Raw genomic sequence first — 25,098 nt, 5'->3', positions numbered from 1 at the left:
ATGGTGAATGATATTCAGGAAGTGCTGTTCAGCGAATCGTATCTGGCGGAAACGGTCCAGCGGATCGGCAAGCAGATCAGCGAGGATTACAAGGATAAAAACCTGTTGATGATCAGCGTGCTGAAGGGTTCCGTGGTCTTTATGGCAGACCTCATGCGTGCGATCACAATTCCGTGCCGGGTGGACTTTATGTCTGTGTCCAGTTACGGTTCCGGGGTGAAAACCTCCGGCGTGGTCAAGATCGTCAAGGACTTGGATATTCCGCTGGCGGGTTACGACCTGCTGGTGGTGGAGGACATTCTGGACAGCGGCATGACGCTCAGCTACATACTGGAGCTTCTGCAGTCCCGCGGACCCAGAAGCATCAGGCTCTGCACGCTGTTTGACAAGCCGGAGCGCCGCACCGTGGACATAAGCGCGGATTATGTAGGTACCAATGTCCCGGATGCCTTTATTGTGGGCTACGGGCTTGATTATGATGAAAAATACCGCAATCTTCCCTTTGTGGGCATTTTAAAGCCGGAGGTATACGGCGGCTGACGGAACCTCTGTAAAGGAGTGAATGTAGATTTTGGAAAATAAGGACACCATGAAACGCATGCTGATCTATCTGGGAATCCCAATCGCGCTCTTTCTGGTGATTGCTCTGCTGTTCAGCAACCGGCCTTCGGAAAAAGCCTACGTCTATTCGGATATCGTGAATTACTTTCAGGACGAACAGGTGACGGAGTTTTCCATTAACATGGGCACGGGCGAGATGCGCCTGCAGCTCAACGATGAAAAGAAGAGCATTATCAACTATACAGCGCCGAACTCGCAGTATTTGCTGTTGGAAATTCAGCCCTATGTGGATGAGTACAACGCCAAGCACGACGGCGAAGAGCGCATGAAGCGCGACATCCAGCGCGCGCCGGAAACCTCCTGGCTGGTGAGTATGCTGCCGATGCTGGTGGTGCTGGCCCTGGGTGTGTTCCTCTGGTGGTTTATGATGAAACGCCTGAACTCCACCATGGGCGACGCCGGCAAGCAGATGAACTTTGGCAAGGCGAAGATCAAGCAGATGGCGGATGAAAAGCGCAAAACCACGTTTGCCGATGTGGCGGGCGCGGATGAGGAAAAAGAGGAACTGCGCGAAATTGTGGAGTTCCTCAAAAATCCGAAGAAATACAACGAGCTGGGTGCACGCATCCCGAAAGGCGTGCTGCTGGTGGGCCCTCCGGGCACCGGTAAAACACTGCTGGCGCGCGCGGTCGCAGGCGAGGCAGGCGTGCCGTTCTTCTCAATTTCCGGCTCGGACTTTGTGGAGATGTTCGTCGGCGTTGGCGCATCCCGTGTGCGCGACCTGTTTGAACAGGCAAAGAAAAATTCTCCCTGTATCATCTTCATCGATGAGATCGACGCGGTCGGCCGCCAGCGCGGCGCTGGACTGGGCGGCGGGCACGATGAACGCGAGCAGACCCTGAACCAGTTGTTGGTGGAAATGGATGGCTTTGGCGCAAACGAAGGCGTGATCATGATCGCGGCGACCAACCGCCCCGACGTTCTCGACCCGGCGCTGATGCGTCCCGGCCGATTTGACCGCCAGGTGGTTGTCAGCTATCCGGACATCAAGGGCCGTGAAGAAATCCTGAAAGTCCATGCGCGCGGCAAGCCGCTGGCGCCCGACGTGGTGCTGCGGACCATTGCGAAGACCACGGCCGGCTTCACCGGCGCTGACTTGGAAAACCTGCTGAACGAGGCCGCTCTGCTGGCGGCCAGAAAGAATCTCAAGGCCATTACCATGGCGGAGATCGAAGAAGCCACCATCAAGGTGGTAGTGGGTACGGAGAAGAAGAGCCATGTGATGACAGAGCGGGAAAAGACCCTGACGGCGTATCACGAGGCGGGCCATGCGGTGGCGACCTTCTACTGTCCGACGCAGGACCCGGTGCATCAGATTTCCATCATCCCGCGCGGCATGGCGGGCGGCTATACCATGCATCTGCCCACGGAGGACCGCTCCTATCAGTCCCGCAAGGAGATGAAGGAGGACTTGGTTGTCCTTTTGGGCGGCCGTGTGGCGGAGGCTTTGACGCTGGACGATATTTCAACCGGGGCTTCCAATGACATTGAACGCGCGACCAAAACGGCGCGTTCCATGGTGACAAAATACGGCATGAGTGAAAAGCTCGGCCCGGTACAGTATGGCGCGGACGACAGCGAACCGTTCCTGGGGAGGGACATGGGCCATGTCCGCAATTATTCCGAGGAGACCGCTTCCGCGATCGACCGGGAGATCAAGAGCCTGCTGGTGGATGCGTACCATCGGACGGAGACAATTCTCACCGAACACATGGACCAGCTGCATGATGTGGCGAAGTTCCTGTACCAGAATGAGAAGATGGGCGGGGAAGATTTTGCCGCTGTCATGAATGGGACGTATCAATATCCGGAAGAGAAAAAAGAACCCGTCACAATCGGGTAAAATAGAAAGAGGGGAATGTACAAACATTCCCCTTCTTTTTGCGGATGGGATTCGTACGTATGTTTTTGTCGAAACAGGGGCATCCGCAGAGTACAGGAACGATAAAACTTGGGGAGCGATTAATTCAATGGCAAAGAAACCGGTTTATGGCAATGAAAGCATTTCATCCCTGAAGGGGGCGGACCGTGTCCGCCGCCGTCCGGCCGTCATCTTCGGTTCGGATGGCATCGAGGGGTGCGAACATTCTATATTTGAAATTTTATCCAATTCCATCGATGAGGCGCGTGAAGGCTACGGCAGCGAAATCACCATCACCCGTTACGCGGATGATTCAGTGGAGGTCTGCGACCACGGGCGCGGCTGTCCTGTGGACTACAACCAGAAGGAAGAGCGATACAACTGGGAGTTGGCCTTCTGTGAGCTGTATGCGGGCGGCAAATACAACAACGCGGCGGCGGAGAGCTATGAGTATTCGCTGGGCCTCAATGGTCTGGGCCTGTGCGCCACGCAGTATGCCTCCGAGTATATGGATGTAGAGGTATGCCGGGACGGGTTCCGGTTCAATCTGCATTTTGAGCACGGCGAGAACGTTGGCGGCCTCAAAAAGGAGCCGTACAACGGCAAAAGCGGCACCAAAATCCGCTGGAAACCGGATATCCAAGTGTTCACGGATATCCATGTGCCGGCGGAATACTATCTGGACATTATCAAGCGGCAGGCCATCGTTAACGATGGGATTCGGTTCCTGTTCCGCAACCAGGCAGGCGGTAAATTTGAAACAACGGAGTTTCTCTATCAGCAGGGCATTGTAGATCATGTTAAGGAGATTGCGGGGGAAGACGCGCTTACGTCCGTGCAGTTCTGGCAGGCGGAGCGCAAGGTGCGTGACCGCGCCGACAAAGCGGAGTACCGCACCAAAATCAATGTGGCGCTGGCATTTTCCAATCGCAGCAAGCAGGTTGAATATTACCACAACTCCAGCTGGCTGGAACACGGCGGCGCACCGGACAAAGCCGCGCGCAACGCCTTTGTGTATCAGATTGATTCCTACTTAAAGCAGACCGGCAAATACAATAAGAACGAGAGCAAGATTACCTTTGCGGATGTGGAAGAATGTCTCATTCTGATCATCTCTTCGTTTTCCAACCAGACCTCCTATGAGAACCAGACGAAAAAAGCCATTACTAACAAGGGCATTCAGGAGGCCATGACGGAGATGCTCCGCCATCAGCTGGAAATTTATTTCATTGAGAATCCGCTGGAGGCGGACAAGATTGCCGCACAGGTCCTGATCAACAAGCGCAGCCGTGAGGATGCGGAAAAGACGCGCCTGAATATCAAAAAGAAGCTCAACAGCAACATGGATATCACCAGCCGCGTTGCGAAGTTTGTGGACTGCCGCACCCGCGACGTCAACGAGCGCGAAATTTTCATCGTGGAGGGAGATTCTGCGTTGGGCGCCTGTAAGCAGGCCCGCGACCCGAACTTTCAGGCGATCATGCCGATCCGCGGCAAGATCCTGAATTGCCTCAAGGCGGATTACGATAAAATTTTTAAAAGCGAGATCATCACCGACCTGCTCAAGGTGCTGGGTTGCGGCGTGGAAGTCAAGGCGAAGGCAAACAAAGAGCTGTCCACTTTTGACCTGTCCCAGCTGCGCTGGAACAAGGTCATCCTTTGTACCGATGCGGACGTGGACGGCTTCCAGATTCGCACGCTGCTTTTAACCATGCTGTACCGCCTGACGCCTACCCTCATCAACGTGGGCAAGGTGTTTATCGCGGAATCGCCGCTGTTTGAGATCACGACAAAGACGGAAACCTTCTTTGCCTATACGGAGAAGGAGAAAGATGACGTGCTTAATAAATTGGCAGGGAAAAAGTTTACGATTCAGCGTTCCAAGGGATTGGGCGAAAACGAACCGGACATGATGAACCTGACCACGATGAATCCGGAGACGCGCCGTCTGATCAAGGTGATGCCTGAGGACGCGGCGCGCACGGCGCAGATTTTTGACCTGCTTCTGGGGGACAATCTCTCCGGGCGCAAGGATTATATCGCGGAAAACGGACATCTGTATCTGGATGCCGCGGACGTCAGCTAAGGAGGTGAGAATATGCCGAGAAAACGCAAGGAACAAGCCGCGCCGCGCGCCAAAGCAAGCGGCGTCATTGAGGGCGCCGGCGAGATTGTAGAACAGCAGATCACGGAGACGCTGGAACAGAACTATATGCCCTATGCGATGAGCGTCATTTTGTCGCGCGCCATCCCGGAGATCGACGGCTTTAAGCCCGCCCACCGCAAGCTGTTGTATACCATGTATAAGATGGGTCTTCTGGGGCAGACCCGCACCAAGTCCGCCAACATTGTGGGACAGACGATGAAGCTGAATCCGCACGGCGATGCGGCAATTTACGACACGATGGTGCGATTGAGCCGCGGTTACGAGGCTCTTTTACACCCGTTTGTGGATTCCAAAGGAAACTTCGGTAAATTCTATTCCCGTGATATGGCATGGGCGGCATCTCGTTATACGGAAGCGCGCCTGGACGACATCTGCAAGGAGCTTTTCGGCGACATTGACAAGGACACCGTCGACTTTGTGGACAACTACGACAATACCCTGAAGGAACCGACGCTTCTGCCGGCAAGTTTTCCGACGGTATTGGTGAATGCCAACACAGGCATTGCCGTCGGCATGGCGAGTTCCATTTGCCCATTTAATCTGGCGGAAATCTGCCAGACAACGATTGCGCTGATGCGGGACCCGGAACACGATATTGCCTCCACCCTGCAGGCGCCGGATTTTCCCGGCGGCGGACAGATCATTTACGACGCCAAGCAGATGCACGAAATCTACCGCACCGGACGCGGAAGCTTCCGTGTCCGGTCCCGGTATTCCTACGACAAAGCGGCCAACTGCATCGATGTGACGCAGATTCCGCCCACCACCACCGTGGAAGCGATCGTGGAAAAGGTGGTGGACCTGGTCAAGCAGGGAAAGGTCAAGGAAGTCGCGGATATTCGCGACGAAACCGGCCTGGACGGCATGAAGATCACCATCGACCTCAAGCGCGGCGTAGAGCCGGATCGTTTGATGCAGCGATTATTTAAGCTTACGACGCTGGAGGACAGTTTCTCCTGCAACTTTAATGTGTTGATCGGTGGTATGCCGCGCGTACTGGGCGTAGGTCCGCTGTTGCAGGAGTGGGTAGCGTTCCGTATCGAGTGCGTCCGCCGCCGCACGTATTACGACCTCAGCAAGAAGCGGGACAAGCTGCACCTGCTCAAGGGTTTGCAGGCGATCCTGCTGGATATCGATAAGGCGGTTTCCATTGTCCGCAATACGGAGGAGGAATCCGAGGTGGTGCCGAACCTGATGATCGGCTTCGGCATCGATGAAATTCAGGCGGAGTTTGTGGCGGAGATCAAGCTGCGCCATCTGAACCGGGAGTATATTCTCAAGAGAACGGAAGAGACGGACCAGCTGGAAAAGGACATTGCGGTACTGCAGGCGATCCTGGACAGCAAATTCAAAGTGAAAAGTATCATCATTGCGGAGCTGCAGACGGTCGCCAAGCAGTACGGGCAGCCGCGCCGTACGATGTTGATCTATTCCGATGAGCTGGAGGAGTATACCGAGGAGGAAAGCGTGCCGGACTATCCGGTGCATCTGTTCTTTACCAAAGAAGGCTACTTTAAAAAGATCACCCCGCAGTCCCTGCGCATGAGCGGAGAACAGAAGCTCAAGGAAGGGGACAGCGTGGCACAGCAGATCGAGAGCAGCAATGCGGCGGAGCTGCTGTTCTTTACTGACCGCGCGCAGGTGTACAAGGCGAAGGCCTCCGACTTTGGGGACACTAAGGCCAGCGTGCTGGGCGAATATATTCCGGCGAAGCTGGGGATGGATGAGGGGGAAAACGCCCTCTATATGGCCGTTACAAAGGATCACAGCGGCTATATGCTGTTCTGCTTTGAAAACGGCAAGGTGGCAAAGGTGGAATTGCAATCGTACGCCACAAAGACCAACCGCCGCAAGCTGCTGGGCGCGTACAGCGACAAAGCCCCGGTTGCTGCTATTTTGCAGCTGCATGAAGACAGTGAGGTCCTGTTTACCAATGCGCAGGGCCGGATGCTGCTGGTGCATACGGGAGCGATCCAGCCCAAGGCAACGCGCAATACGCAGGGTGTTGCAGTAATGACCCTGCGCAAGGGCGGACGCCTGATGCAGGCCGTTCCGTATGCAGAAGGGATGCTGATGAAACCGGACCGCTACCGCAAGAACATCCCGGCAATCGGCGCGCTGCCGACGGCGGAGGAAACGGCGGGAGAGCAAATCACATTATCATAAAAACAAAAAGCAGGCGCCGACAGCCAATAGCTGCCGGCGCCTGTTGTGGTTTTCGAAACGGCAAACGCATGCATTCCGAAACACCAAGAATAGCATGACCGGATTCGCGGGTTGTTATTCATTTTTTATATAAATTATTTTGCTGACATGCCAGACTGCATTGAAAGAGATACAAATGCAATTCGATACTTCTACAGCAGCAAGGATTGTCTTTGTCATTTTTACTAAATCTGTTCCATGTTTACAGATGATGGCAAAGTTTCTTTTTTGGCAGCTGTTATGAGAGAGGCAGACAATACATTGGCCGGCGTCTACGTGGACCGGGCGTATCAGGAAGAAAAACTTGCATTATATGCCTCCATTTTAGGGCAGGCAGATGGCGCCTTGGCAGACGTGTATATAGAAAAAGCATATCGAGATCAAAAGCTTACCTATTTTGCGAGCGCGGCACCGTATCTCACCGATGATGCCCGGCAAGCCTGGATTGCCCGGTGTTCCCGGGACAGGCGGAACACCTATCTTGCGGTACTGACCAAAGAAGCCGGATAAACTGCCGGATGCTTGCAGTTCTTTTCAAATCCCTGTACAATAACGGCAAGGGAAAGAAGGGATACGATGGAAGGTTCTGATTTCTTTTTAGATGCCAGGGAACTGCGTTTGGAAAAAAATATCTGGCGCGTATTCGATACGCTCCAGACGCCGCGCCTGTATGCAAAGGGACAGATGATCTATCTGCAGGGGGAACACGCGGAATACTTGTACTATTTACGCAGAGGCAGGGTAAAGGTTTTTCTCAGCTCGGAAAACGGCATGGAAAAAACACTGACCATTCTGGAAGAGGGAGAAATTTTTGGGGAAGCGGCGTTTTTAGATCAGCTTCCGCGCATGTCCTCTGCCAAAGCGCTGATTCGTTCGGAGATTGTGGCGGTGGACCGCGCCTGCCTGTTGCAGTATTTTGCCCGCCAGCCCGCGCTGGCAATGGATTTGCTGCGGTATCTGGCACGTACGGTGCGGATGCTCTCCGCACAGGTGGACCATATGACGTTCCTGCGCGCAGACCAGCGCGTGGCACAGTTGCTGCTGAATCTGTCGGGCGCGGAGCACAAGCCAGTCAGCTGCACGCATGAGGAACTGGCAAATCTGGCGGGCACCTCCCGCGTGACAGTCAGCAAAATTTTGGGGCGGTTTGAAAAAGAGGGGTGGATTGCCACCCATTACCGAAAAATCTCTGTGACAGCGCCGGAGCAGCTGCGGAGCTTTGCGTTTACATCACAAAAATAACGGAAACGGCGGCAAAGCAGGTGCTTTGCCGCCGTTTCTGGTTGTAGTTGGTTGTTTTATCTTTGATCCAATGGGATATACTCTCTGTGAGCCGAAATGCTCTTGTATGCGGGACGGATGATTTTGCCCACGTTGATCTGCTCTTCCAGCAGATGCGCGCTCCATCCGGCGATACGTGCCATGGCGAATACCGGCGTGAATAATTCGGGCGGAAGGCCCAGCATATGATATACGAAGCCGCTGTAGAAGTCGATATTGGCGCTAACGCCTTTGTAGGTTTTCCGCTCTTCTCCAATGACGAGGGGCGCAAGGCGCTCCACACGGGAATACAGGCCGTATTCCTTGGACAGGCCTTTCTCCTCGGACAGCTTCTGCACGAAGGTTTTAAAGATGTTGGCGCGCGGATCAGAGATGGAATACACCGCGTGGCCCATGCCGTAGATCAGGCCCGCCTTATCAAAGGCTTCCTTATTCAACAGCTTATGCAGGTAGCCGCGAATTTCGTCCTCGTCTTCCCAGTCCTTGATGGTGGCTTTCATATCCTCGAACATCTTGACCACCTTGATGTTTGCTCCGCCGTGCTTCGGTCCCTTCAGGGAACCTAGCGCCGCCGCGATGACAGAGTAAGTATCCGTGCCGGAGGACGCTACCACGTGCGTGGTAAAGCTGGAGTTGTTGCCGCCGCCGTGCTCCGCGTGCAGGACAAGCGCAAGGTCAAGAATGCGCGCTTCCAGATCCGTGTATTTGTGGTCCAGACGCAGCATATACAGGATATTTTCCGCAATGGAAAGCTCCGGCTGCGGAACATGAATGAAAAAGCTGTTGGAGGGATGCAGTTCACGATAATACGCCTGGTAGCCGTAGACGGCCAGCTGCGGGAACAGAGCAATCAATTCAATACACTGGCGCAGAACGTTCGGCAGGGATGTGTCGTTGCCCTTTTCGTCGTATGCGTACAGGGTCAAAACGCTTCTGGCCAAGGTGTTCATCATGTCCGATGTGGGGGCTTTCATGATAATGTCGCGCACAAAATTGGTGGGGAGCGTGCGGTACTTGTTCATGATCTGCTTAAACTCTTCGAGCTGTACCATGGTGGGAAGCTCTCCAAACAACAGCAGATAAATGGTTTCCGCAAAACCAAAGCGGTTTTCACGCAGGAAGCCGTTCACCAGATCCTGTACGTTGACGCCGCGGTAATACAGCTCGCCGTCGCAGGGAACGGTCTGCCCGTCGATCACCTTGCTGGACACGATCTCCGCGATCTCCGTCAGACCGGTCAGGACGCCCTTGCCGTTGATGTCGCGCAGGCCGCGCTTGACGTCATATTTGGCGTAAAGGCTGGTATCGATGGTGCTGTGCGATTTACAAAGATCCGTTAGCTCCAGAATGTCGGGAGTGATCTCAAAAAATTCGTCATTCGTTGTTTTTGCCATTCTGATTCCTCTTTTCCTATGGTATTCAGTAAAGCCGGCTACACTGCCCATTCTTCAAACGGCTTTGTACTCCCCGGCAGCCAGGGGCAACTGCCTGCAGCGCCACGACGACGGCACTTCAATTTGACGCATTATCGTTAAGCAGTTAACTATTAATATTAAGTATAATACATTTTGGCAGTTTTAGCAAGCAGCCACCTGTTAACTAAATGTGAATTTCATGCAAGAATGTCTGAGGAATGGGGAAAAAAGCCGGGCAAGATTATGCAAAACGGTGAGAAAACAAGCGTCCTGACAGCATTAGGAGCAAAAAATATGCCGGATGGAAGTGCCGCAGCTGCAAAATTCAATCAGAATGTGCAATGAAAATCGAACCGGGTTGCATGCTTCCGCCGATTGGATTACAATAAGAATAAATATGGCTCGTGAAGGGGGCAATGGCGTGAAAAAGAACCATATCGCAATGGGCTTGCTTGTTATGATGGCTTTTGCAACAGGTATATGGTGGTATTTTCGTCCAGCGGTATTGGGCAATATAAACCATGCGAGTACAGAACCGGAGACGAGCGTTTCAACCATTTCCTTTTCCGGAGAGGCGGGCGATAGAATAAAACTTTCATTTCAGTCGACCATAGAGAATGGGAATCTGGATATAGTGGTTTGTGATGCAAAGGGGACGGTTGTAAAAGAACTGGACAGGGCGAAAAGATTAGAAACGTTTGTTACTCTGGATGATACAGATACATATACATTGGAGGCGGATTATCGAGATTTTATAGGAAATTTTCAAATTACAGTTTATAAAGAATCATGAGAACAGCCCTGCGGGGCGGAAAATGGGGGATTCCTGTGTTAAAAGATTTACTGAAACAAAACAGAAGCTACCGCGGATATGACGAAAACCGCAAAATCACCCGAGACGAGCTGGTGGAGCTGGTGGACTGCACGCGCTATGCGCCGTCCAGCGTCAATATGCAGCCATTTAAATACTATCTGGCCTGCGACGCGGAGACGGTTGCGAAAATCCAGCCGCTCACCAAATGGGCTCGTGCCCTGCCGGAATTGACGCTGCCGCATCCGGGGCATTGTCCCACGGCATTTATTGTGATCTGCCAGGAGACGGAGTGGCATTCGTCCCTTCCGCGCTTCCAGAGAGATGTGGGCATTGTGGCGCAGACCATCCTGCTTGCCGCAGTGGAAATGGGTCTGGGTGGCTGTATGATTGGCAATTACGACGCGGGCGAGGTCCGGCAGGCGCTCGGTCTGGCAGAGCATTTAAGCCCGGTTTTAATTGTTGCGCTGGGAAAACCGGACGAAACAATTGTCCTGACCGAGGTGGGAGAAGATGGTTCCACCGATTATTATCGCGACGAACAGGACGTGCATTATGTCCCCAAACGCAGTCTGAAGGATATTTTGCTGTAATAAAGGAAGGCGGTGAAGTATGGCGGTCTCTCCCTTTGTAATCGGAGTGGCGGGCGGTTCCGGCTCCGGCAAGACGACGCTTGCCACAAAACTAAAGCGCGCCATTGCCGACAATGCGCTGATCCTTTCGCACGATTTTTATTATCGCGCCAATACGGATATTCCCTTTGACGAGCGGGTCAAAGCCAATTACGACCACCCCAATGCGTTTGATACGGACCTGCTGATCGCGGATGTCAAAAGGCTGAAGGAGAACCGGCCGATTGACCACCCGGTGTATTCGTTTGCCACGCATTCCCGCACGCCGGAAACCGTACATGTGGAGCCCGCGCCGGTTATCATCCTGGAAGGCATTCTGATCTTTGAAAACCGGGAGCTGCGCGACCTGATGGACATCAAGGTGTTTGTGGACGCGGATGCGGATATCCGCCTGATCCGTCGGCTGCTGCGCGATGTGAAAGAGCGCGGGCGTAGCCTGGACTCCGTCATTTGCCAGTATGTGGAGACGGTCAAACCCATGCATGAACAATTTGTGGAGCCCAGCAAAAAATACGCGGATCTGATCATTCCGCAGGGCGGGGAAAACCGCGTGGCACTGCATATGCTCGTGGACCGCATCAATGCGCTGCTCCAGCATACGGCGCTGTTTGATCTGTGCTGAAAAAGAAAACGACGGACCGATTCATCGGTTCGTCGTTTTCTTTTTCATGTTTTTATAAGCGATGAGACTTTTTGTACGATCCAATCCCCAACCAGCTTGGTGGGAGATGACAATGCCACCGACAGAACGAGAACCAGCAACGCTTTGTATCCGTCCGGAATGTCAACCAGGGACCGGACCGCCAGCATCAGCACGTATTCGTTCAGATAAATATAGTAGGCCCGATCCCCCAACTTTGCCAGCAGCTTGGAGTGCAGCCCTCTGGCACTCAACAGGCCGAACAGCGAGACGCAGAAAACCAGGTAGGAGAAGTTCAGGAGATAGTATGTCTCGTACCGGACAAACCCGTATGCGTTCAACTGCGTAAAAATAAATGCCAGCGCGCAGAGAACCGAGAGTCCTTTTCCGGAGAGCCTTTGATACCGCTGGTAAAACAGATAAAATATGACGCCCAGGCCGAAACTCAGATGGTGGGAGTAGCACTCCATAAACGGGGAATCTGGTGTGAGGCCCTGATAGAAGACAAAGCCGTTGACGATGGCGGCCGACACAAAGATCAGGAACACAAGGATTGCTTTCCATTTGAGGGAAAGCTTACGGATGCAGAACACCAGAAAGAAGATGAGGTAGCAAAGCAGGATGTACTGAATGTACCACATGGAAGGGTCTGTGCTGCCGATGTCCACCAGAATAAAACTGAGCAGAATGCTTTTGGGAGGCACTTGGAAAACAGCATAATAGACGATTTTTACAAGATTGACGATCCACAGCGGAATCAAAACCGCCAGAAGCCTGCGCGGGATAAACCCCTTCAATCCTTTTTTGTGATAGGAAGAAACCAGTCCGAAGCCGGAAAGAAACAGAAAGATTTCCACCGCGGGCGCGCCCAATACCGGTGTGGCTGGAATACCGATCCAGCCGTGCACCAGGGTCATATGTCCAAACAGAACCATCAGAATTGCCAGACCCTTCAGTTCCCGAGAGGTGTCCCTGCCCAGCTTTTCCCCGCTGGCAGAGGGTGACTTCCGAAATGACAGAATTAAAAGAAGCGCGACCAAATAGAATAAGCCGTATTGCAAAAACGCGTTCATAAATAGCTCCCTTTCCTGTGCTGTGCGGCCTAACTGCCGGCCAGCTTTTGTTTAATATCCGGGATACACACGCCCTGCTGCTTCAGGGACTGAATCTCTTCCAGCCGGGCGACTGCTTCCTCCCGGGGGAAGCGGCGAGTCAGATTTTCTCCTTCCTGCTCAAAGGGGAGTATCCCCTCTTCCGTGTAAAATTTCAGGGTGCTGTACCGGCACCCGGTCAGGCGCACCAATTCTCCAATGGAGACATATTCGGACGCCAGTATTTTTTCCATTGAACGCTGCCGGGACATGATTTACCCCTTCCTGTCATTTTAAAATTGCCTGCGGATATCTGCGCAGGCGCATGCCCTGGACGGGTACTTTGCTTTGAAAGATCGTGGGTACGGCTTCATATAGAATGTTATCTATTTTGATCAGCGGTACGGTGCCCTCGCGCAGGATGGTATAATGGTGGCCGTATTTTTCCAGACGGGCGGTCACGTCGTGCAGACGGTTTTCTTTTCCCTCAAACCACGCCTCCACGTCGATAAAAATGGACTGCGAACGCTCCAGAAAAGGAAAGCTGAAGTTGACGCCGATCCCGACTGGCGTAGTAAAGGTTTGCTTTTTTGCCTTTAAAAAGTTTTTGGCAAAGAATTCCCAGGAGTTGTGGATTTCCACGACAAAAAGCTGTTTGGCGAGGGCGTTTTCATAGTAGATTTCGTTCATACGGCTGGCGACCTGATGGACCTCTTCTTCTGAAAAAAGGTCAAATAGGCAGCTGCTTTCCCGCAGGAGCCAGAGCATCAGCAGCATTTCGTCCGTTACCGCTCCATCCTCTAAGATTTCCGCGCGAAGCCCCTCTGTCAGGCGCGCATACAGGGACTCGTCACTCCGGTATTCCCGCATGGATACCTCCGCTGTGACGTAGTTCATATCGCAGCCCAACAGGTTTGGAATTTCTTCCAGCACGTCGTGTGCTTTCAGGTAATCCGTGAACGAACGCTCAATGGTCTTGAGTTTCCGGCTGGAAAAATGGGCAACCTGCTCCAAAAAATGGGGCAGGGTATTTTGTACCGATGCTTTCTTTCCCAGGATGCATTCCAATACCGCCCGCTGATGCTGCGGAAGGCCCGAGCGGTTTAAATGTGTGCGGTCGAACGTCAGCTGCTCCCCCTGCATGACAAATCCGTGATCCATGTAACATTCCAAAATTGCGGCAGCGGCCATACAACGCACAGCAATTTTCTTTACGGTGGGCATATGAAGGCTATCCTGCGCGTTGAGTGCAATCAGAGCAAAATTTTGTGCAAAGGTGAATGTTTCCATAATAAAACCTCCTCAGGATCTCTCTGCGGATAAATCGTATTTACATACTACTTATTACTTACTACTTACGATTTAAAAATAGCACAGCAAATGAGGAAAGTCAAGAGACCCGCGGATAAAAAGCCGGAAAGATTTCTGCGTTTATCAATGATAGAGAATAGAAGCAGTTTTGGAGAGCGAAAGAAGAAATAAAGAAAGGGCCGTTGCAGAATACAAACTGCAACGGCCCCGGAAGTTTACCCGGCAGCACAAAAGGCCCGTAAAGGACCCTATCACTCGTTCCCACTCGCTCTTCTCAGGAAGAGGATTTCCGGTTAGGACGCTTGCCAGGGAGGAAAAAAACTCGCTCGAAGTTTTAAACGAACATCGCCGGAGGCGCGTGCTGACTGCAAGTCCGCCGCTTTTCTGAAAAGCGAAAAACACACAGCTTGCTCTATGCCACAATCAAAACAGGAGCTGTTTTGCAACGTGCCCGCGTATGGATCAGAATGCATGAATTTTTTCGCGGGTGATGTCTGCCAGCGCGGCGCACCCGGTCATTTTCATCGTGTCGCGCAGCTCGGACAAAATCTTCTGCGTGTACAGGGCAACGCCTTCCGCGTTTCCTCCGCAGGCGGCGGTCACGTAGGGCCGTCCGATCAATACCGCGTCCGCGCCGAGGGCAAGCACCTTAAAGACGTCCGCGCCGGTACGGATCGCGCCGTCCGCCAGCACCTTGATGCGTCCGCCGACCGCGTCGCAGATGGCGGGGAGCACCTCCACTGGCGCGGGCGTGTGATCCAGCACACGCCCGCCGGGATTCGGTACGATGCTGCCGTTTGCCCCGGCGTCCACCCCTTTTCGCGCCGCCTCCGGGGTACTGATGCCCCTTAACAGGGACGGCGGCCACGTGGGGCCGCCCGATCAATCCCGCGTCCGCGCCGAGGGCAACCCCCTAAAAGCCGTCCGCGCCGGTACGGATCGCGCCGTCCGCCAGCACCTTGATGCGTCCGCCGACCGCGTCGCAGATGGCGGGGAGCACCTCCACTGGCGCGGGCGTGTGATCCAGCACACGCCCGCCGTGATTCGATACGATGATGCCGTATGCACCGGCTTCCACCGCTTTGCGCGCGCCCTCCGGTGTCATGATGCCCTTTAACAGGAACGGCAGCTTGGTGGAAGAGATGATCTCCCGCAGCTCATCCACGCTTTTGGAGCAGACCGGCTTACCGGCCGCCGCCAGCAGGGGAAGCCCGGCGGAGTCAATATCCATGCACAGCGCCATTGCGCCGGCATCTTCCGCCAGCCGGATTTTTTCCAGCACCTTGGCCTTGTCCCAAGGCTTGATGGTGGGAACGGCGACGCCGCCCACAGCCTTTACCGCGCAGAGCGGGTCGGTGAAAAAATAATCCGCCGCGCCGTCTCCGGTGAAGGCCGCGCAGCCCGCGGCGACCATGCCGGGAACCAGTTCCACCGCGTACGTCTTTTCGTTAAAATAGCCGTTGTAGTTATTGGAAAGGCCGCTGATTGGAGCGGCGAAGACCGGGCCGGCAAAGGTTTTGCCGAACAGGGAACAGGCGGTATCCTGTCCCTTGTTGGTATAGATCAGGTCCATGTTGATTTTTATCCGCGCCAGCGCCTCGTAGCTGTGGATGAATGCGGCGCCTGTCCCTTTTCCACCGGTTCCGGGAATTTCCCCGCGACAGGCCATGCCGTTGCATTCGCGGCAGACGCGGCAGTTCGGGGCCATGTTTTTCCTTGCGTTTTCCAAAAGTTCTTTGTATTCCATTTCGGATGCCTCCTCAGATTCATTGCGCCCAGTATTCCATAGAGAGGCGAAGCCTCAGTCACAACGGAACAATGTTCTTTCAGCCGTCGGAAGCTCTGCTTCCGGTCACGGCGTGAGGTTATTATACCATATTTTTGAAGAGGTTTCTATTCTAATGCAAAGAAGGCCGCCCGACGAAATCCTCTGAGGAAGATGGTTTCGCCGGGCGGCCCTGTTTGGAGTTTATGAATTTGATGTGGAAAAATCGGTGATCACTTCTTTTTCGCTGCCGTCCGGGGAATAGACAAAGCGGTCGATGTGGTTCCCCTCGTAAAAATACTGCGGCGGCGTGGGCCGATAATGGTAATCGAAGGTATCGATGATGACAAGCTTTACCTTCATGCGCGCGGGAATAATGCTCTTTATGTAGACGCTGGCCTGCTGGCCGGGAATGACATCCTCGCGGCTTTCCGCCAGGCCCGCCAAATTGGGAGACAGCTCCACAAAAATGCCGTACGGCTCCACGGAGCGCACAATACCCGCTACGGTTTCTCCGGCGGCAAACTGGGCCACATTTTCTTCCCAGGTGCCCAACAGCTCCTTATGGCTCAGGGTGATGCGCCCGTTTTCAATGGATTTAATGACGGTGCGGATATTCATTCCCACGCTGAAGCGCTCCCGCGGATGGTCGATCCGGGAGACGGAGATGGCGTCGATGGGCAGCAGCGCAATGATGCCGCAGCCAATGTCTGCAAACGCGCCAAAGTTTTCCAGGTGCGTCACCTGCGCGTTGATGATGTCGCCGGGCGCCAGGCGGCTGACAAACTGTTCCCTGCATTTTTCCTGTGCAATCCGGCGGGAGAGCAGCGCCGTGGTGTGTCCTTCGCCGTCCTTTTGAAAACCGGTCACAACAAAGCAGACCGGACGGTTGACTCTGGAAATAATCGCGATGTCGCGCACGGTCCCTTCCCGAATGCCGACCGCGCCTTCCTCACGCGGGATCACGCCTTTGACACAGCCCAGGTCGACCAGCAAATTGTGAGCGCTGTCACAAACCAGCGCACGTCCTTCCAGAATTTGACCCGTGCGGCAGGCTTCGATCAGCGCCGCGGTGCTCTGCAGAGCCGCGCGGTTTTCCACTGTGTCGATCAGCCAGCCCTCGGGGTAATATTCAATCATTTTAAACCCTCCTTACTGTCTTACCGTATCTATATGCGATTTTTAACAGAGGCATTCGTGCGCAAAGGTGATAATTTTGTGAATTTAAGCCCGCTTCGCTTGCATATTTCCGGGGAATATACTATCATTAACATATTACGCCGTCATTTCGGCAGACTTTAATGTAATAGAAAGAGAGATCGATTATGAAATTTGGAAAACGTAAAGCCGTCAGCGCTTTTCTGGCGTGCGCTTTGATTTTGTCCCTGTCCGCCTGCGGCGGCGACCCCGCTCCGGAGAGCGAAGCAGAAAGCGCCCCGCCGGAAAGTTCGACCAGCTCCACTGTGTCCAGCGGAGAGAATACTTCCTCCCAGGCGGCGGATCCGGTGGCGATTCCGTCCGACGCGGAGGACCACGTGCGCCCGGACGACGGCAAGCCGGTCGGTTACCAGATGGACAAGCCGGCGGCAGGCGAGGAGATCGCTGTGCTGCATACCTCTATGGGCGACATTAAAATTCGCCTGTTCCCGGACGCCGCGCCCAAGGCGGTGGAGAACTTTAAGGGCCATATTCAGGACGGCTACTACAATGGGCTGACCTTCCACCGTGTCATTGAAGATTTTATGATTCAGGGCGGCGACCCGGCGGGCGACGGTACAGGCGGCGAGAGCATCTGGGGCGCTCCCTTTGAAGATGAGTTTAACAGCAATCTGCTCAATATCCGTGGCGCGCTCTCCATGGCGAATTCCGGCGTGGACACCAACGGCAGCCAGTTTTTTATTGTACAGACCGATGAAAAGGTGACCGATGAGACCGCAGAAAACATGATGTTTAATATGTATATGAACCGCGAGGTCTGTAAAGCAACGCTGATGATGAATGAAAAAGGTGCGTCCGGCGCTTCCCAGGAGGAAATGAACGCCTATACCGACAGCCTTAACGCCGGTTTGAATGAAGTTGCGGCGGCGGGTATCCCGGAGGATCAAAAGGCAGTTTTGCAAAAGGCGATTGATCTGTACAAGGAAGTTGGCGGTACGCCGCATCTGGACTATAAACACACGGTATTTGGCCAGGTTTTTGAGGGCATGGATATTGTGGACCAGATTGCTAAGGTGGAAGTGGATGCGAACAGCATGCCAACGACCCCGGTCAAAATCGACAGTGCGGAACTTGTTGCTTACGAGGCGTAATAATCGACGCGGAAGAAAGGCATACTAAGGAGGAAACAGCGATGAGCGAGAGCAATACACCGAATCCGCAGGAAGAAAACCGCGGCCCGCAGGAGCCCCAACAGCCGCCGTATCCACCCGTGCCGGGACAGCCGCCCTATCCAGGCGATCCGACAAAGGGGCCGCAGACGCCTCCGCCTTACCAGGCGCCGTACCAGCCGTATGGACAGCCGCCGTATCAGCCCTATGGGCAGAACCCGCCGCCGTTCCAAAAGCCGCCGCGTGCACCGTCCAGCCCGGAGACGGTCAGGCTGTACAACATCCTTTCCTATTTCAGCTTTTTGTGGATTGTCGGACTGATCGCGGACCATCACAACCCAAAGGTGCGCTTCCATGTAAACCAGGGCATTTTGCTTTCAATCCTGGAATTGATCCTTGGGATTGCGGTTGGAATTGTCAGCAGTCTGCTGACGTCGATCTTTTCGGTGGGATTCGGCCCCCTGCTGGTGTTTTCCCAGTTGGGCGCGACCGTGGTGGGATTGCTCAAGCTGGCGCAGTTTGGCATTATCGCCGCGTTGATCATCATTGGCGTCATGCACGCCGTACAGGACAAAGAGGAGCCGCTGCCAGTCATTGGCACCCTGTTTACCGTGGTGAAATAACGCGGCAAAACAGGAGGGTATACCATGTCTGAGAAACTGGTTCATGCAACGGAGGATTCCTTCGACGCGCTGGTATCCGGCCATCCGCTTGTGCTGGTTGACTTCTGGGCGAGCTGGTGCGGCCCCTGCCGCATGCTCGGACCCATTATGGATGAGCTTGCGGAGAAGTACGAAGGCCGTGCCGTCGTTGCAAAGGTCAACACGGAGGAGGAGCCGGACCTGGCCGCGCGGTTCAACGTGCAAAGCATTCCCAACGTCCTGCTCTTTAAAAACGGCCAGATGATTGAAAACGAAGTGGGCGTGCGTCCACTCCAACATTTTGAAGCGCTTTTAGACAAAAATATCTGAGGCGGTTCTCTATATTTCTACTGCTAAATATCGCCCGCCGCATTGACAAGCTTTGCGGCGGGCGATATAATTTTTTAGTATTTTTGCAGGGTCAATAGGTAAATCCTGCAATTTTAGGAAGGATAACCCTGAAAAGAGATTTGAAAAACAAAATGCAGCAGGAGGGGATTGGATGTCTGTCAAGTATATTTTTGTCACAGGAGGCGTTGTGTCCGGACTGGGAAAAGGGATCACCGCGGCTTCGCTGGGGCGTCTGCTCAAAGCGCGCGGGCTGCGCGTCACCATGCAGAAGTTTGACCCGTATCTCAACGTGGACCCCGGCACGATGAACCCGTTTCAGCACGGCGAAGTCTTTGTCACGGATGACGGTGCGGAGACCGACCTGGACCTTGGCCACTACGAACGTTTTATCGATGAAAATCTGACGCAGAACAGCAACGTCACCTCCGGGCGTATCTATTGGAATGTGATCCGCAAGGAGCGCAATGGCGATTACGGCGGCGGCACCGTGCAGGTGATTCCGCATATTACCAACGAAATCAAAGACCGAATCGCCGGGGGAAAAGACGACGTGGACGTCGCGCTGATCGAGGTGGGCGGCACGGTGGGCGACATCGAAAGCCAGCCTTTCCTGGAGGCAATCCGTCAGTTTGCCGCGGAGGTTGGGCGCAGTAATTGTTTATTCATCCATGTGACGCTGGTGCCTTATATTGCCTGCTCCAAGGAATATAAAACCAAGCCCACGCAGCACAGCGTTAAAGAACTGCTGAGCATCGGCATCCAGCCGGACGTGATCGTCCTGCGCTCCGAGCAGCCGGTGGGTACTGAACAGAAAAAGAAAATTGCCCTCTTCTGCAATGTGCAGGAAGATTGCGTCATTGAAAACCTGGATCTTCCCTTGTTGTACGCGGTGCCACTCGCGCTGCGGGAGGAACGGCTGGATGATATCGCCTGCCGCCACTTTGGATTGGACACGCCCGGGCCGGATTTGGCGGACTGGATCAACATGGTAAACGCGGCGATGGATCTGCAATCCAGTGTACGGATCGCGCTGGTCGGTAAATATGTCGAATTGCATGACGCTTATCTCAGCGTTGCAGAAGCCTTGACCCACGGCGGAATTGGAAACGGTGTAAAGGTGGAGATCGACTGGGTGGACTCGGAAACGATTACACCGGAAACCGTGGGCGGGATTTTAAAGGACGCGGACGGCGTTTTGGTTCCCGGCGGCTTCGGACAGCGCGGGGTGGAGGGTAAAATTGAAGCGATCCGCTACGCGCGGGAAAACGGCGTGCCGTTCCTCGGTATCTGCCTGGGGATGCAGATGGCGGTGGTGGAATTTGCCCGCCACGTGCTCGGCTACGAGGACGCAAACTCCGCGGAGTTCGACCCGCAGAGCTGCCATCCCGTGATCGACCTCATGCCCGAGCAGAAGGATGTGGTCCAGCTGGGCGGCACCATGCGGTTGGGGAAATATCCATGCAAACTGGAGGAGGGCTCCAGGGCGGCGGATTTGTACGGTGAACCACTGATTTACGAACGCCACCGCCACCGCTTTGAGGTCAACAACGAATTTCGCGAAGAGCTGGAGCGCGCTGGGGCAAGGTTTTCCGGAAAGTCGCCGGATGGCCACATTGTGGAGATGATGGAGCTGCCAGACCATCCCTGGTTTCTCGCGGCGCAGTTCCACCCGGAATTTAAGTCCCGCCCCAATCGTCCGCATCCGCTGTTCCGGGGGTTGGTTGGCGCGGCGAAGGCCTACACGGAACTCCGTCAAAAGTAATACATCTTTAGGTTTTAAAAGACACCATAGAAGGGTATCAAGGTTTCATCAGCAATATGTCGGTGAGTAAAGCAGACTAGAAACGAAAACCTGGAAATGGATCAGACAGCGGATGTGCTGCAATTATTTTTACGATAAAAGAACCCGGTTCCTGCACAGCAGGAACCGGGTTCTTTTATGATACAAAGCAGAATCTGGCAGAAACAGCTGCCAGGTTATTTTTTAAATACCCCTATGCCCAGCAATCCGGGGCCGGTGTGAACACCCAACGCGGGGCTGATCTGTCCTTCCACCACGATTTTTCCTTTGGGAATGCGCGTTTTTAAGTCCGCCTTGATGAGATTTGCCTCATCCTGTGCCGCGCCATGCATGATCGCCAGTTCCACCTCACTGTCTCCGGCGGCATTCTGTGCCAGCGTTTCAATTTTACGGATGGATTGCCCGCGGCCCAATGCCTTTGCAACGGTATAGTAGATCCCTTCTGTGTTACAGGAGATTACCGGTTTCAGGTTGAGGGCAGTGCCCAACGCCGCCGCAACCAGGCCGATGCGCCCACCCTTTTGCAGGTATTCCAGAGTTTTCACACAGAAGAAGATGCGGCAGTTGCCCACCTGTTTTGGAAGGGTGTCGATCAGCTCTTCCCAGCCCATTCCATTTTCCAGATATTGCGCCGCGCGCAGGGCAAAGAATCCGCTGCCGATGGAGATGTTTTTTGTATCCATGACATAGCAGTCCAGCCCCTCGTAATCCTCGCAGAGGATTTTCATCACGTTGTAGGTGCCGCTGAGCCCGCTGGAAATGCATACGACGAAGACCTTTTCATAGCCGTCGGCTTTAATCCGATCCAGGATCGTATTAATATGGTCGCCGCCGGGAAGGGACGTTTTGGGAACCTCGACCGGCAGCATGGCGTAGACGGTGTTGGCCGTGATATCGACGCCGTCCAGGTATTCACGTTCCTTGTAGAGAATTTTTAGTGGAATCTGGTAGATATGATATTTTTCCGCCAGCGCTGCGGGGATATCTCCGCCGGAATCCGTTAAAACTGCTACTTTGTCTTTGTTCATTTTACAGCCTTCCCATCTTATGATTCTATCTTATATGTAATAAAAAACATGGTATTACCTGATATTCGTAACAAGATTATAACGGCATTTTGCACAAAAGTCAAGCAGAGGCAGAACCCGGCGTCAAACTGCGCCGGGCTGCCCTGCCACGCCTGCGTCAGGCGTGCGTGTGAGGCGGAAAATAAGAGTTTGCGTAGATGTCGCGGATTTCGCTGATAAGCGGGTAGCGTGGGTTTGCCGTGGTGCATTGGTCCTCGTGCGCTCGCTCGGAAAGCGCCTGTAAATTGTCAAAGAAGATCTTTTCGTCCACGCCGCAAGCCTGGATGCTGGTGGGGCAATCCAGTTCTTTTTCCAGACGGTAAATCGCCTCAATCAGATTGTGCACGCTCTCTTCCGTCGTTTTCCCGCGGCAGCCGATAAACTCCGCGATCTTGGCATACTTTTGGTCCGCAATGAACTTCTCATATTTGGGGAATGCCGGGAATTTGGTGGGCTTTTGAGCATTATAGGCGATCACATGGGGGAGAATGACCGCATTGGCGCGTCCATGCGGAATGTGATATTCGCCGCCCAGCTTATGCGCCATCGAGTGGTTCAATCCCAGAAATGCGTTGGTGAACGCCATACCTGCGATACAGGAGGCGTTGTGCATCTTCTCGCGGGCTTCCGGGTCAGCGCCGCCGTTGTGGTAGGCGCGCGGCAGGTAGTCGAATACCATGCCGATTGCCTGTAGTGCCAGCCCGTCCGTGTAGTCGCTTGCCATAATAGAAACATATGCTTCAATTGCGTGCGTCAGCACATCCAGACCGGTGTCGCGCGTAGCGGCTTTGGGAAGGTCGCGGACAAACTGCGGGTCGATGATTGCGACATCGGGGCGCACCGCGTAGTCTGCCAGCGGGTATTTGATATTACCGTTCTGCCGGTCCGTGATGACGGCAAAGGAAGTCACCTCGCTGCCGGTGCCGGAAGTGGTGGGGATCGCCACCAGCTTTGCCTTTTCTCCCAGACGCGGGAATTTGTAGGCGCGTTTGCGGATGTCAAGGAATTTCAGCCGCAGGCCGTCGAACGAGGTCTCCGGATGCTCGTAGAACAGCCACATGCCTTTGGCAGCATCCATTGCGGAACCGCCGCCCAGCGCAATGATGACATCCGGTTCAAAGATGCGCATTGCTTCCACGCCGCGGCGGATGGTGGACACATCCGGATCCGGCTCCACATCGGCATAGATTTCGGAATGGCAGTAAACCGCCCGCTTGCGCAGGTAATACAGAACTTTGTCCACATATCCCAGCTTGACCATCGTGGCGTCCGTCACAATGAACGCGCGTTCAATGTCTGGCATTTTCTCCAGATATTGCACAGAGCCTTCCTCAAAATAAATCTGCGGCGGGATTTTAAACCACTGCATATTAACCCTTCTCTGCGCAATGCGCTTCTTGTTGATCAGGTTGACGGAGGAGACGTTGGAGGTCGTGGAATTGTGGCCGTAGGAGCCGCAGCCCAGCGTCAAAGAGGGCGTATTGGTGTTGTAAATATCGCCGATCGCGCCCTGCGAGGAGGGAGAGTTGGAGATGACGCGGCCCACCTTCATCTCTTTGCCGTAGGCCTTGATCAGATCTTCGTCGGTGGAGTGGATGACGGCGGAATGGCCCAAGCCACCCAGCTCCAGCATTTTTTTCGCCATGGCAAAGCCCTCGCGGCTGTCCTTGACAACAAAGTAAGCCAAAACAGGGGAGAGCTTTTCACGTGAGAGCGGGTAGTCCGGTCCCACGTCCTGCAAGCGTGCGATCAGGATTTTTGTTCCCTCCGGCACATGGACGCCGCTCTGCTCTGCAATCCAGCGGGCAGGTTTTCCTACAATGTCGGGATTGACAGCCTGCGTCTGCGGATTGATGACATAATTGGACACCTTCTCAATCTCCGCTTCATTGAGAAAATAGCAGTTGTTATCCGCCATGATGCGCTCAAAGTCGTGCGCTATGACCTCGTCCACGATGACCGCCTGTTCCGAAGCGCAGATCATACCATTGTCAAACGTTTTGGACAGCATCAGATCCGTGCAGGCGCGTTCCAGCCGGGCGGTCTTTTCAATATAGCACGGCACATTGCCGGGGCCGACGCCCAGCGCCGGCTTGCCGGTGCTGTAAGCGGCTTTGACCATGCCGCTGCCGCCGGTCGCCAAAACCAGCGAAACGCCGGGGTGGTTCATCAACGCGTTGGTAGCCGCAATGGACGGCGCGGTGATCCACTGAATGCAGTCCTTCGGTGCGCCGGCTTTAACCGCCGCGTTGTACATCACGCGCGCCGCCTCGGAAGAAGAAGCCTGTGCGCCGGGATGGAAGCCGAAGATAATCGGGTTGCGCGTTTTCATGCAGATCATGGACTTAAACATGGTGGTGGAGGTCGGGTTGGTCACAGGGGTCACGCCCGCGACGACGCCGACCGGTTCCGCGACCTCCACATAGTCCTCCAGCTCATTTTCGTCGACGATACCGACGGTTTTCTGATTTTTAATGGAGTGCCAAATATATTCCGTCGCAAACATGTTTTTGATAATCTTGTCTTCCACGACGCCGCGGCCCGTCTCTTCAAAGGCGAGCTTTGCCAGGCGCATATGCTCTTTCAGGCCGGCCAGCGCCATGGCATGCACAATGTTGTCCACCTGCTCCTGTTCCATCTCCATAAATTGTTCCAGTGCGGTGTTGGCTTTTTTCACCAGGCGGTTGATCATTTCATTGACGTCTTCCTGCGGCTCCGTCGCGCGTTCCCGTGCGGCGGCCTCGATGGCTACATCGGTTTGTGCTTTTACCGGGTCCGCCCGTTTCACGACGGGAACTCTATGTGTATTCTCTTCAGGCATGCTGTTTCCTCCCGTTCTGCGTTTGATATGCGTTATTATGTCCTGTGGAGAAAACAAATATGCCGTTTTACGGAATTGCCGGGCGTTTTAACAAGTGAAAAAAGGAGATAAAAAAGAGCTGTGTTTTCTTAGTTCCTGAGTGCTTTCCCGGTTGGCCTGATAGGAAAGGATTTTTTGTTACGTTTAGAAGTGGAAAATCTGATGATTTTCTTCATGTAATAAAAAAATCTCTTGACTTGGAGTTTGCTCCAAGTGTTAGACTGTTGAAACAGGGCTTTGCATGAAAGATC

General features: G+C 54.0%; 23 protein-coding genes. 14 read left to right on the top strand and 9 right to left on the bottom strand.

Annotated elements, in window-relative coordinates:
• The 6 genes from hpt (at position 1) to BN2106_RS12055 (ending at position 8,096) form a co-directional block, all read left to right on the top strand.
• The gene (hpt, locus tag BN2106_RS12080) at positions 1–540 is read left to right on the top strand and encodes a hypoxanthine phosphoribosyltransferase (RefSeq protein WP_050698833.1); all 540 of its coding nucleotides are present in this window, start codon (positions 1–3) and stop codon (positions 538–540) included.
• A 49-nt stretch (positions 541–589) separates the two neighbouring features.
• Entirely contained in the window at positions 590–2,464 is a 1,875-nt protein-coding gene (ftsH, locus tag BN2106_RS12075) for an ATP-dependent zinc metalloprotease FtsH (RefSeq protein ID WP_407921755.1), read from the top strand.
• 127 nt (positions 2,465–2,591) lie between these two features.
• Positions 2,592–4,568 (top strand): DNA gyrase/topoisomerase IV subunit B, encoded by a 1,977-nt coding sequence (locus BN2106_RS12070; protein WP_050698831.1) that lies wholly within the window; start codon positions 2,592–2,594, stop codon positions 4,566–4,568.
• A 12-nt stretch (positions 4,569–4,580) separates the two neighbouring features.
• On the top strand, positions 4,581–6,815 hold the full coding sequence (locus tag BN2106_RS12065) for a DNA gyrase/topoisomerase IV subunit A (protein ID WP_050698830.1): 2,235 nt from the start codon (positions 4,581–4,583) through the stop codon (positions 6,813–6,815).
• A 279-nt stretch (positions 6,816–7,094) separates the two neighbouring features.
• Complete coding sequence (locus BN2106_RS12060; RefSeq protein WP_154666520.1) at positions 7,095–7,364, top strand: hypothetical protein; 270 nt, start codon at positions 7,095–7,097, stop codon at positions 7,362–7,364.
• A 66-nt stretch (positions 7,365–7,430) separates the two neighbouring features.
• The gene (locus tag BN2106_RS12055) at positions 7,431–8,096 is read left to right on the top strand and encodes a Crp/Fnr family transcriptional regulator (protein WP_050698828.1); all 666 of its coding nucleotides are present in this window, start codon (positions 7,431–7,433) and stop codon (positions 8,094–8,096) included.
• A 56-nt stretch (positions 8,097–8,152) separates the two neighbouring features.
• Here the strand turns inward: BN2106_RS12055 and BN2106_RS12050 are convergent, their stop codons facing one another.
• Positions 8,153–9,529: a citrate/2-methylcitrate synthase gene (locus tag BN2106_RS12050; protein WP_050698827.1), complete on the bottom strand. Its 1,377-nt coding sequence runs from the start codon at positions 9,527–9,529 to the stop codon at positions 8,153–8,155.
• Between the two features lie 174 nt (positions 9,530–9,703).
• On the opposite strand from BN2106_RS12050, the gene BN2106_RS16235 reads away from it, so the two are divergent.
• The 4 genes from BN2106_RS16235 to udk all read left to right on the top strand — a co-directional run bounded on the left by BN2106_RS16235 (position 9,704) and on the right by udk (position 11,615).
• A complete protein-coding gene (locus BN2106_RS16235; protein ID WP_154666519.1) occupies positions 9,704–9,895 on the top strand; it encodes a hypothetical protein in 192 nt (63 codons plus the stop codon).
• Positions 9,896–9,971: 76 nt separating this feature from the next.
• On the top strand, positions 9,972–10,343 hold the full coding sequence (locus BN2106_RS12045; RefSeq protein WP_050699463.1) for a hypothetical protein: 372 nt from the start codon (positions 9,972–9,974) through the stop codon (positions 10,341–10,343).
• 35 nt (positions 10,344–10,378) lie between these two features.
• Entirely contained in the window at positions 10,379–10,954 is a 576-nt protein-coding gene (locus tag BN2106_RS12040) for a nitroreductase family protein (protein WP_050699462.1), read from the top strand.
• Positions 10,955–10,973: 19 nt separating this feature from the next.
• The gene (udk, locus tag BN2106_RS12035; RefSeq protein WP_050698826.1) at positions 10,974–11,615 is read left to right on the top strand and encodes a uridine kinase; all 642 of its coding nucleotides are present in this window, start codon (positions 10,974–10,976) and stop codon (positions 11,613–11,615) included.
• Positions 11,616–11,659: 44 nt separating this feature from the next.
• Here the strand turns inward: udk and BN2106_RS12030 are convergent, their stop codons facing one another.
• The 6 genes from BN2106_RS12030 to BN2106_RS12005 all read right to left on the bottom strand — a co-directional run bounded on the left by BN2106_RS12030 (position 11,660) and on the right by BN2106_RS12005 (position 16,940).
• Positions 11,660–12,706 carry an acyltransferase family protein gene (locus BN2106_RS12030; RefSeq protein WP_050698825.1) on the bottom strand — a complete coding sequence of 349 codons (1,047 nt, stop codon included), beginning with the start codon at positions 12,704–12,706 and terminating at the stop codon, positions 11,660–11,662.
• Positions 12,707–12,735: 29 nt separating this feature from the next.
• On the bottom strand, positions 12,736–12,996 hold the full coding sequence (locus BN2106_RS12025; protein ID WP_050698824.1) for a helix-turn-helix domain-containing protein: 261 nt from the start codon (positions 12,994–12,996) through the stop codon (positions 12,736–12,738).
• A gap of 16 nt (positions 12,997–13,012) precedes the next feature.
• Positions 13,013–14,014 carry a hypothetical protein gene (locus BN2106_RS12020; protein WP_050698823.1) on the bottom strand — a complete coding sequence of 334 codons (1,002 nt, stop codon included), beginning with the start codon at positions 14,012–14,014 and terminating at the stop codon, positions 13,013–13,015.
• A gap of 483 nt (positions 14,015–14,497) precedes the next feature.
• A complete protein-coding gene (locus tag BN2106_RS12015) occupies positions 14,498–14,890 on the bottom strand; it encodes an alpha-hydroxy-acid oxidizing protein (RefSeq protein ID WP_082236489.1) in 393 nt (130 codons plus the stop codon).
• A gap of 58 nt (positions 14,891–14,948) precedes the next feature.
• A complete protein-coding gene (locus tag BN2106_RS12010; RefSeq protein WP_050698821.1) occupies positions 14,949–15,782 on the bottom strand; it encodes an alpha-hydroxy-acid oxidizing protein in 834 nt (277 codons plus the stop codon).
• 222 nt (positions 15,783–16,004) lie between these two features.
• Positions 16,005–16,940 carry a S1 RNA-binding domain-containing protein gene (locus tag BN2106_RS12005; RefSeq protein WP_050698820.1) on the bottom strand — a complete coding sequence of 312 codons (936 nt, stop codon included), beginning with the start codon at positions 16,938–16,940 and terminating at the stop codon, positions 16,005–16,007.
• Between the two features lie 185 nt (positions 16,941–17,125).
• On the opposite strand from BN2106_RS12005, the gene BN2106_RS12000 reads away from it, so the two are divergent.
• The 4 genes from BN2106_RS12000 (at position 17,126) to BN2106_RS11985 (ending at position 20,881) form a co-directional block, all read left to right on the top strand.
• Positions 17,126–18,109, top strand: a complete 984-nt coding sequence (locus tag BN2106_RS12000; RefSeq protein ID WP_050698819.1) for a peptidylprolyl isomerase — start codon at positions 17,126–17,128, stop codon at positions 18,107–18,109.
• A 41-nt stretch (positions 18,110–18,150) separates the two neighbouring features.
• Positions 18,151–18,750: a hypothetical protein gene (locus tag BN2106_RS11995; RefSeq protein WP_050698818.1), complete on the top strand. Its 600-nt coding sequence runs from the start codon at positions 18,151–18,153 to the stop codon at positions 18,748–18,750.
• Positions 18,751–18,774: 24 nt separating this feature from the next.
• A complete protein-coding gene (gene trxA, locus BN2106_RS11990) occupies positions 18,775–19,098 on the top strand; it encodes a thioredoxin (protein ID WP_050698817.1) in 324 nt (107 codons plus the stop codon).
• Positions 19,099–19,270: 172 nt separating this feature from the next.
• Positions 19,271–20,881 (top strand): CTP synthase, encoded by a 1,611-nt coding sequence (locus BN2106_RS11985; RefSeq protein ID WP_050698816.1) that lies wholly within the window; start codon positions 19,271–19,273, stop codon positions 20,879–20,881.
• A gap of 215 nt (positions 20,882–21,096) precedes the next feature.
• Here BN2106_RS11985 and BN2106_RS11980 read toward each other — a convergent pair whose 3' ends face one another.
• Both BN2106_RS11980 and adhE read right to left on the bottom strand, forming a co-directional pair.
• Entirely contained in the window at positions 21,097–21,948 is an 852-nt protein-coding gene (locus BN2106_RS11980) for a DegV family protein (RefSeq protein WP_050698815.1), read from the bottom strand.
• A 157-nt stretch (positions 21,949–22,105) separates the two neighbouring features.
• The gene (gene adhE, locus BN2106_RS11975; RefSeq protein WP_082236488.1) at positions 22,106–24,808 is read right to left on the bottom strand and encodes a bifunctional acetaldehyde-CoA/alcohol dehydrogenase; all 2,703 of its coding nucleotides are present in this window, start codon (positions 24,806–24,808) and stop codon (positions 22,106–22,108) included.
• Positions 24,809–25,098: the final 290 nt, after the last annotated feature.

The organism is Anaeromassilibacillus senegalensis (assembly GCF_001261775.1).
In the GTDB taxonomy this organism is placed as follows: Bacteria; Bacillota; Clostridia; order Oscillospirales; family Acutalibacteraceae; genus Anaeromassilibacillus; species Anaeromassilibacillus senegalensis.
This window is presented reverse-complemented; position numbering and strand designations above follow the sequence as displayed.